Source organism: Streptomyces sp. NPDC001027 (genome assembly GCF_040299045.1).
In the GTDB taxonomy this organism is placed as follows: domain Bacteria; phylum Actinomycetota; class Actinomycetes; order Streptomycetales; family Streptomycetaceae; genus Streptomyces.
Window position 1 is genome coordinate 1 of record NZ_JBEPBI010000533.1, and the last position, 1,914, is coordinate 1,914.

3 protein-coding genes are annotated in these 1,914 nt (G+C 73.4%); all 3 read right to left on the reverse strand.

All coding sequences use genetic code 11. The annotated features are described in order from the left end of the window. Positions 1-226, reverse strand: a 226-nt coding sequence (locus ABT300_RS43610; RefSeq protein WP_351688613.1) for a response regulator transcription factor, incomplete at its 3' end; no start/stop codon positions are given. 46 nt (positions 227-272) lie between these two features. Continuing rightward, on the reverse strand, positions 273-1,427 hold the full coding sequence (locus ABT300_RS43615) for a sensor histidine kinase (protein ID WP_351688616.1): 1,155 nt from the start codon (positions 1,425-1,427) through the stop codon (positions 273-275). Positions 1,428-1,498: 71 nt separating this feature from the next. After that, positions 1,499-1,639, reverse strand: coding sequence for a hypothetical protein (locus tag ABT300_RS43620; protein WP_502978131.1), 141 nt, complete (start codon positions 1,637-1,639; stop codon positions 1,499-1,501). Between the last annotated feature and the right edge of the window lie 275 nt (positions 1,640-1,914).

Sequence of the window (1,914 nt, forward strand, 5' to 3'; positions counted from 1 at the left end):
CCGGGATCTGCTGCCGGGCGTCCAGAGCCGCCCGCAGGCCTTCGTCGCGGAAGCCGGGCGGCATTCGCACGTCCAGCACGGCCGCGTCCGGGCGGTGACGCAGCAGCGCGGGCATGATCTCCGGCCCGCTGCCGGCCACAGCCACGACCTCGTGTCCGGCCGAGGTCATCAGCAGCACGAGCCCTTCCCTGAGCAAGGCGTTGTCCTCGGCGATCACCACACGCACGGCGTGCCCGTCCTTTTCCACGTCGGTCTCGTCCCCGCCGGCTCGGTCACCACACGCACGGCAGCTCCACGGCAATCATCGTCGGTCCCCCCTCGGGACTGGTCACGGTCACCTCACCGTCCATCGCGGCGACGCGCCGCCGGACGCCGAGCAGTCCGGTGCCGCTGTTCTCGTCGGCTCCGCCCAGGCCCTCGTCCTGGATGACGGCCCGCAATCCCCGGGGGACGCGCTCCAGCTGAACGGTCGCGCGCCGCGAACCACTGTGCTTGGCGGCGTTCGTCAGCGCCTCGGCCACCGCAAAGTACGCCGCCGCCTCCACCGCAGCCGGAGCCCGCGGCCCCTCCTCCAGCCCGCCGTCCACCCGCACGGTCACCTCCAGCCCACTGCTGGCCGCCAGAGCCCGTACGGCGCCGACGAGACCGCGGTCGGTGAGGATCGGCGGGTGAATGCCGCGTACCACCTGCCGCAGCTCGGTCAGCGCCTCCTCGGCCTGCTCCTGAGCGTCGTCGAGGAGTTTGCGGGCCGCCTCGGGATCGTGGCCATAGGCGCGTTTCGCGAGCCCGATCCGCATGGACAGGGCGACCAGGCGGGCCTGTGCCCCGTCGTGCAGGTCCCGCTCGATGCGGCGCAGCTCGGCGCCGTGCGCGGCGATCGCGTCCGCCCGGGTGGCGGCCAGCTCCTCGACTCGCGCGGCCAGCAGCGCCCGGGGCGAGGGCTTGAGCAGGGCCTGCGACCAGTGGGCCTCGAGGTCGGCTAGGCGGGTGATCAACGGCAGGACGACCGCCCCGCGACGCGCCAGCCCGCACCACACCCCGTCCACGACCAGGCCCAGCGGCCACAGCGGCAGCGCCACGCCCAGCAGGGCGCCGTAGACGTATGAGGCAGCCATCCAGCGCAGGTCGAGGAAGGTGCCCGGGTCATGGACGGCGATGCGCAGACGCTCGCGCAGGGCGCCGGTGATCGGCCGGTAAGCCTCCGGGATGCGCCGGCCCGTCCAGGAAGCCGTCAGAGCGCGTTTGGCGCCGGCGATCCGCCGGATCAGCAGCACCGTCTCGGGCAGCATCCACGCCCCGACCACGGCGATCGTGCCGACGGCCGTGATCAGCAGCACGGTGATGAACAGGTACAGGCCGAAGGCCAGCGCTGCGGCCACGAGCAGATGGAGCGTGGCCCGCGCTGCCTGCCGGATCGTTCTGCCCATGGCGGCAAGGCTACGGCCCGGGGGAACGGATGTGATCGTTCGGGGGCGTGCGGGCCTCTGACGTGCCGGGTTCATGGCGCCGTGTACTCCTTCACCGAGGGCTCTGCGAGGGGGAGCGGGCGCAACGGCAGCTCCGCGACGACCTCGAATCCGCCTTCGGGCCGACGACCCGTGCGCAGACGGCCCCCGGCCGCGTGGGCGCGCTCGCGCATGCCGATGAGCCAGTGGCCACTCGGCCGACGTTCCGCCAGGCCCGATGCTTCCTCGCTGTCGCGGAGACGCTCCCCCCTTCCCTCCGGCCCGGCGGCCGCGGCACGCGGCGACGGACCGGCAGGAGACTGACTAGCTAGGCAAGGCCCTGTGACTCACCGGCCCGGGCCAGGACACCTCGCGCGCGTTCGAGCACCGGCCGGTCGACCATCTGCCCGTCGACCGTCGTGACCGAGTCACCGGCGTTGAGAACGCCGCGCGCCCAGCGCAGTTCGCC